6 protein-coding genes and 2 pseudogenes are annotated in these 6,102 nt (G+C 61.4%); 5 read left to right on the top strand and 3 right to left on the bottom strand.

Annotation, left to right across the window (positions count from 1 at the left end; translation table 11 throughout):
* The 3 genes and pseudogenes from VFL62_RS01395 to VFL62_RS01385 all read left to right on the top strand — a co-directional run.
* Positions 1-477, top strand: a pseudogene (locus VFL62_RS01395) (3-carboxy-cis,cis-muconate cycloisomerase); the annotation flags it as partial.
* 22 nt (positions 478-499) lie between these two features.
* Positions 500-1,282, top strand: a complete 783-nt coding sequence (gene pcaD, locus VFL62_RS01390) for a 3-oxoadipate enol-lactonase (RefSeq protein WP_325170590.1) — start codon at positions 500-502, stop codon at positions 1,280-1,282.
* A 123-nt stretch (positions 1,283-1,405) separates the two neighbouring features.
* On the top strand, positions 1,406-1,798 hold the full coding sequence (locus VFL62_RS01385; RefSeq protein WP_325170589.1) for a carboxymuconolactone decarboxylase family protein: 393 nt from the start codon (positions 1,406-1,408) through the stop codon (positions 1,796-1,798).
* On the opposite strand, the gene VFL62_RS01380 is transcribed toward VFL62_RS01385, so the two are convergent.
* The 3 genes and pseudogenes from VFL62_RS01380 to VFL62_RS01370 all read right to left on the bottom strand — a co-directional run bounded on the left by VFL62_RS01380 (position 1,760) and on the right by VFL62_RS01370 (position 3,951).
* On the bottom strand, positions 1,760-2,281 hold the full coding sequence (locus VFL62_RS01380) for a hypothetical protein (RefSeq protein WP_325170588.1): 522 nt from the start codon (positions 2,279-2,281) through the stop codon (positions 1,760-1,762). The genes VFL62_RS01385 and VFL62_RS01380 overlap by 39 nt on opposite strands.
* Before the next feature lie 147 nt (positions 2,282-2,428).
* Positions 2,429-3,466 (bottom strand): annotated as a pseudogene (locus tag VFL62_RS01375) (SMP-30/gluconolactonase/LRE family protein).
* Positions 3,467-3,798: 332 nt separating this feature from the next.
* Positions 3,799-3,951 (bottom strand): hypothetical protein, encoded by a 153-nt coding sequence (locus VFL62_RS01370; protein WP_325170587.1) that lies wholly within the window; start codon positions 3,949-3,951, stop codon positions 3,799-3,801.
* A gap of 302 nt (positions 3,952-4,253) precedes the next feature.
* Between VFL62_RS01370 and VFL62_RS01365 the strand changes: the two genes are divergently transcribed.
* Together VFL62_RS01365 and VFL62_RS01360 are read left to right on the top strand one after the other, a co-directional pair.
* The gene (locus VFL62_RS01365) at positions 4,254-5,168 is read left to right on the top strand and encodes an ABC transporter permease subunit (protein ID WP_325170586.1); all 915 of its coding nucleotides are present in this window, start codon (positions 4,254-4,256) and stop codon (positions 5,166-5,168) included.
* 10 nt (positions 5,169-5,178) lie between these two features.
* Positions 5,179-6,102, top strand: a 924-nt coding sequence (locus tag VFL62_RS01360; protein ID WP_325170585.1) for an ABC transporter permease subunit, incomplete at its 3' end; no start/stop codon positions are given.

The following is a 6,102-nucleotide window of genomic DNA, read 5'->3' as shown; positions in this document are numbered from 1 at the left end:
GCCGCGACCATGGCGCCGAATCTGGCCGCGACGATTTTCGCAGCACAAGTCGGTGATCACGAACGTTCGGCGGGTCCCTGGCACGCGGAATGGCCGACATTGCCTACATTGCTGCTGGTCACGTCCGGCGCGCTTGCCGCGACCGTCGATATTGCCGAGGGGCTCGAGGTGGATACTGCGCGCATGCGGATCAACCTCGATGCGACCGGCGGGCTGATCATGGCCGAAGCCGTCGCGTTCGCGCTCGCCGAGACGGTCGGCAAGCAGCAAGCGCATCACCTGATCCAAGCCGCCAGCAAGAAGGCGGTTGCTGAAAAGCGAAGCTTGCGCGCGGTACTGGAGCAAGACCCGAGCGTCACCGCGCATCTCGATGCCCAGAGAATCGCGCAGCTCATGCAGCCGATGGCCTATCAGGGCGTCTCGCAAACTCTGATCGACCGCCTGCTCGCCTCACTCGATGACAAACAAGTCGACTGACAAGAAGACTGGAGAAAATTCCATGCCGATGATCGATGCCGATGGATGCATGCTCAACGTTTCGGTCGAGGGCCGCGATAGCGGGCCCACTTTGATGCTGTCGAATTCGCTCGGCACGACGATGGCGATGTGGGAGCCGCAGATGAAGGCGCTCACGCAGGTGTTCCGCGTGATCCGCTATGACCGGCGCGGCCACGGTAAATCAGGCGTGCCGCCTGGCCCCTATTCGATAGAGCGCCTGGGCCGCGACGTCATCGCGATCCTCGATGATCTCAACATCCAGAAGACGCACTGGTGCGGCCTGTCGATCGGCGGCATGGTCGGACAATGGCTGGGGGCCAATGCGCCGGAGCGATTCAACAAGATCATTCTCGCCAACACATCGAGCTATTTCCCCGATCCGACCAACTGGCAGAACCGCATCAAGCTGATCAAGGAAGGCGGCATCGCCGCGATTGCGGACACGGTGATCTCGAGCTGGCTCACCGCCGACTTCCGCGAGCGCGAGCCGCAGGCGACACAAAATCTCAAGGCCATGCTGCTCGCAACGCCTGTCGCCGGCTATCTCGCTTGCGCCGAGACGCTCTCAACACTCGATCAGCGCGGGTTGCTGCCGAAGATCAAGAGCTCGACACTGGTGATTGCCGGCCGCCACGATACATCGACGCCAGTCGCGGCCAACGAATTCATACGCAGCAATATTCCGGGCGCCTCGATGACCATTCTGGATGCGGCGCACATTTCAAACCTCGAACAGCCGCATGCGTTTACGGACGCGGTGATCGGTTTCCTGACGCAGAAATAATCTCATTGGCCATTCCGGGGCGATGCGAGGCGTCGAACCCGGAATCTCGAGATTTCCCGATGCGCGATTGCGCATCTGAGGTCCGGTGCTAATGCACCATCCCGGATTGACGGAGGCTCAATCATGAACGATGAGAAACGCCACGACAGCGGCATGGCGCAGCGCCGCAAGGTGCTGGGTGACGCCTGGGTCGACAAATCGATCACGGGCAAGAATTCGTTCAATGCCGACTTCATCGACCTGATCACCCGCTATGCCTGGGGCGAGATCTGGACGCGGCCGCATTTCGATCACCGCACGCGGCGCGTACTGGTGATCGGCACCATGGTAGCGCTCGGCCAGTGGGACGAATTTCGATTGCATGTCCGTGCCGCCCTCGCTGAGGGCGGCTTCACGCCTGATGATATCAAGGAGATCCTGCTTCAGCAGGCAATCTATTGCGGCGTGCCCGCCGCCAATCACGCAATGAAGGAGGCTTCAGCTATTGTAGCTGAGCTCGGTCTGCTCAAGAGCTGACTCAGCCGGCACCTCAGCCGCCGGCGTCCGCGCAGGCGTATCGAACAGCATCACGATGCCGGTGCCGATCATCACGAGCAACTCGGATGCATGCAGCCGAAGCGCCTGGATCTCGCCGACCTGGGACGCCATCAGCATGCTTGCAAAGCTCATCACGCTGCCGATTGTGAGCGCGATCGCGAGCGCTTCCCCGCCGCCGCTTTGCCGGCGAATGAGACCGCGCACGAACAGAAGGAGAAACAGCGCAAAGAATGCGACCACCGTCAGCCGGCCCAGCGCCAGCAGCCAGCCAAAACGCACCGCCGTCATGGTCGGCAGCTGCAGATGGTCGGTGACGTAGAGCGCAATCGAAACGCTCGGCCGCTCGAAAAGGCCGCGCACCGGCGACACGATGATCTGCCAGGCGATCGCGGCCCAAGTCGGAATGAAATAGCCGGCGAGAACAACGCCGCTGATGGAACTGATACGCCAGTTTGTCGACATGTCGCTTCCCGTTTTCCGCGCGCCTTTTGACGCCTCGCTTGGTTCGGGAAGTAACGCCGTTAAACTGCGATCGGCAATTTAAACCCTTTGTTTACCTTAACCCGGCCGCGCCTCGAGCGCGGCCGGGCCATTACGATCAGAGGCGCCTCACACCGCGCCGTGCGCCTCGACATAGAGCGCGTAAAGCGAGTGGCAGCTCGCCATGAACAGGCGGTTCTTTTTGGGACCGCCAAAGGCCAGATTGGGACAGCGCTCGGGGAGACGGATGAAGCCGATCGCCTTGCCCTCGGGGTTGAACACCTTCACGCCGTCGAGTTCTTCGCCCTTGCTGTTGGGGGCGCCGGTAGAGCCCCAGCCGCACCACAGATTGCCCTCGGTATCGACCCGCATTCCGTCCAGGGCTGTCGCGCCGCCGTCGATGAATTTGGTCTTGTTCGAGAGCGAGCCGTCGGCGGCGACATCGAACGACCAGACCAGCCGGTTCGGCTGCGCCCGCGACTCGATGATGTAGAGCTTCTTTTCATCCGGCGAGAAGCAGAGTCCGTTGGGACCCGCGAGCTCGGCGGTGACCAGGTTGAGTTTCCCGTCGGGCGAGATCCGATAGACCGAATGCGGCAATTCGGGCGTTGCCTTGTCGCCTTCCCAATCGCCGCCGATGCCGAACGGCGGGTCGGTGAACCAGATCGAGCCATCGGATTTGCAAACGATGTCGTTCGGCGAGTTGAGACGCTTGCCGTTGTAGCTGTCGGCGAGCACGGTGATCTTGCCGTCATATTCGGTGCGCGTGACGCGACGCGTCAGATGTTCGCAGGTGATCAGCCGACCCTGGCGATCGCGCGCATTGCCATTGGCGAAATTCGACGGCTGGCGAAACACGCCCCAGTTTCCGGTGGACTGATCGTAGCGCATGATGCGGTTGTTCGGGATGTCGCTGACGAGCAGTTAATTGCCGTCGCCGAACCAGACCGGCCCCTCTGCCCAGCGCATGCCGGTCGCCACCTGCTCGAGGGTGCTGGAGAAGATCCGGATTTTTGCAAAGCTCGGATCGAGGATTTCAACCGACGTGTCGGGATAGCGCTGGTTGGGCTTGAACTCGAACGATTGGGCGTTGGCGCTCTTTGCAGCTGCCAGCGTCGCGGCGGCCGCGCCTGCGCTCGCGATTACATCCCGGCGGGTGAGAGTCATTCGGCTTCCTCCTGAGGTCACGCGGTCGTTGCGCTCGGAAGGAAGGCCATGCGCCCGTCCACTTAACGCCGCCGCTTGGGAGGGGGAACCTAGTTGAGGTTCCGCAACAGGTCCAGCCGGCGGGAATGTCCGGATTCAAGGAGGTGGCACGGCGCGAATTCTGCCGCGAACTCTTGGATCGGCGCATCGGAATGCCGACTATTGCAGTGCAAACATGCGAGCCGCCAATATTTCAAAAAGAAAGGTCTCGACGTTTCCGTCGAGACCTTCCTTCAGAGACCACTCAGAGGTTCTATCTCACGGACGTACGTCCGGATCGATTGAACCAACGCTCAGCGATCCTGGTCCTGGCCCGGCCGCCGCTGACCCTGGCGGTTCGGATCCTGTTGCTGCTGCCCGGGCTTCTGACCGCCGCCCTGCTGCTGACCGGGCTTCTGTCCGGGATTCTGGTTTTGCTGGCCGGGATTCTGGTTCTGATTGGACATTGCGATCTCCTTTTTAAGTCGCAAGGAGGATAACTGCGGAACCCGGGCCGGGTTGCACGGAACCATCAAATGGCGGCGCATATGTCAGAAGTTCCCAGCGCCCAACATGAAAACTTCCTTTGCACAAGGCCTTAAGTCGCGTCCAAGCGCTGTTGCCGCCTCAGGTTCCCGCTGTTAGAAAACCTCATGACGCGACGTCTGGCTGCCGGGGCCTTCGCTGTGTCAGAAGTACAAAACGCCATTTTTCGAAAGCGGAAACCGGATTCCGCTTTGCCGGAAAATGCGCCAACGGTCGGCAGCGGATGGATTATTTCGCCCAGCAATTGATCAACGGCATCGTCCTCGGCTCAATCTACGGCCTGATCGCCATCGGCTACACCATGGTCTATGGCATCGTCGGCATGATCAATTTCGCCCATGGCGATATTTTCATGATCGGCGGTTTTATCGCCCTGATCACCTTCCTGATCCTGGTCTCGTTCGGGCTGACCGCAATACCGTTGATCCTGCTGATCGTGCTTCTGGTGTCGATGGCGATTACCGCACTTTACGGATGGACGGTCGAGCGCATCGCCTATCGCCCGCTGCGGCATTCCTTCCGCCTTGCACCGATGCTGTCGGCAATCGGCATGTCGTTCGTGTTGATCAACTACTCGCAGATCAGCCAGGGCGCGCGCGTCAAGCCGATACCGCCGGTCATCACCGGCGGCTACAGCCTGCTCGAGAGCGAAGGCTTTGTGGTCCGTCTCTCCAATGCGCAGATCATCGTCGTCGTCAGCACGATCGTGCTGCTGGCGATCTTCACCTGGCTGGTGTCCCGCACCCGGCTTGGGCGCGACATGCGCGCCTGCGAGCAGGATCAGACCATGGCGGCGCTTCTGGGCGTCGACGTCGACCGCACCATCTCCATGACCTTCGTCATCGGTGCAGCCCTCGCCGCGGTCGCCGGCATGATGTACCTGCTCTATTATGGGCTCGTCGATTTCTTTATGGGCTTTATCGCCGGCATCAAGGCCTTCACGGCCGCGGTTCTTGGCGGCATCGGCTCGCTGCCCGGCGCGATGCTCGGCGGACTTTTGATCGGCCTGATCGAAACCATGTGGTCGGCATATTTCTCGGTCGAATATAAAGACGTTGCCGCCTTCTCGATCCTGATCGTGGTACTGATCTTCCTGCCGACCGGCCTGCTCGGCCGTCCCGAAGTCGAAAAAGTCTAAGGGATATCGCGTGACGGCTGCCTCGACCGATTTCACGCAAGCCTCACGCCGGGAAGGCGTCATCTTCATCCTCAAGAAAGCTTTCATCAGCGCTCTCGTCGCCCTCGTCCTGTTCTCGCTGATGATCGGCATCCGTACCGAGGCTGGTCCCACGGGCCAGTTGATCTACTGGACGCGGTTCGACGATCTCGCTTCCATTGTCGCGATTGTCTTCGTCGGCAGCATCGCCGTCGAACTGTTGCGCCAGTGGTGGGGACCGGTCGGAGCGGCGCGGACGCTGCCGCCGGTCGCGCAACGTGCGCTTGGCATAGCCGGGCGCGCGCTTCCGCCACTGCTTCTGATCGCCGCGCTCGCCGTGCCCATCGTCTTCTACGACCAGCGCTACGTCATCGACACCGGCATCCAGGTCCTCACCTACGTCATGCTCGGTTGGGGACTGAACGTCGTGGTCGGCCTCGCCGGCTTGCTCGACCTCGGTTACGTCGCCTTCTACGCGGTTGGCGCTTATTCCTACGCGCTGCTCGCCACCAATTTCGGGCTGTCGTTCTGGATCTGCCTGCCGCTCGCCGGCATTCTGGCGGCGCTCTGGGGCGTCATGCTCGGCTTTCCGGTCTTGCGGCTGCGCGGCGACTATCTTGCGATCGTGACGCTCGCATTCGGCGAGATCATCCGCCTCGTCATCATCAACTGGCAGAGCCTGACCGGCGGTCCGAACGGCATTTCTCCGATCCCGCGGCCAACGCTGTTCGGCATTCCGCTCACGGCCGGTGAAGACGGCCTTGCGGCCCGGCTTGGCTTCGAATTCTCGCCGACCCAGCGCATCGTGTTTCTGTTCTACCTGATCCTCGCGCTCGCGCTTTTGACCAATTGGGTGACCATCCGCCTGCGGCGGTTGCCGATCGGCCGTGCCTGGGAAGCCTTGCGCGAGGATGAA

Origin of the sequence: Bradyrhizobium sp. (assembly GCF_035701725.1) — a bacterium.
Classification (GTDB): domain Bacteria; phylum Pseudomonadota; class Alphaproteobacteria; order Rhizobiales; family Xanthobacteraceae; genus Bradyrhizobium.
The sequence above is the reverse complement of the archived record's forward strand: the minus strand, read 5'-3'. Positions and strand labels throughout refer to the sequence as shown.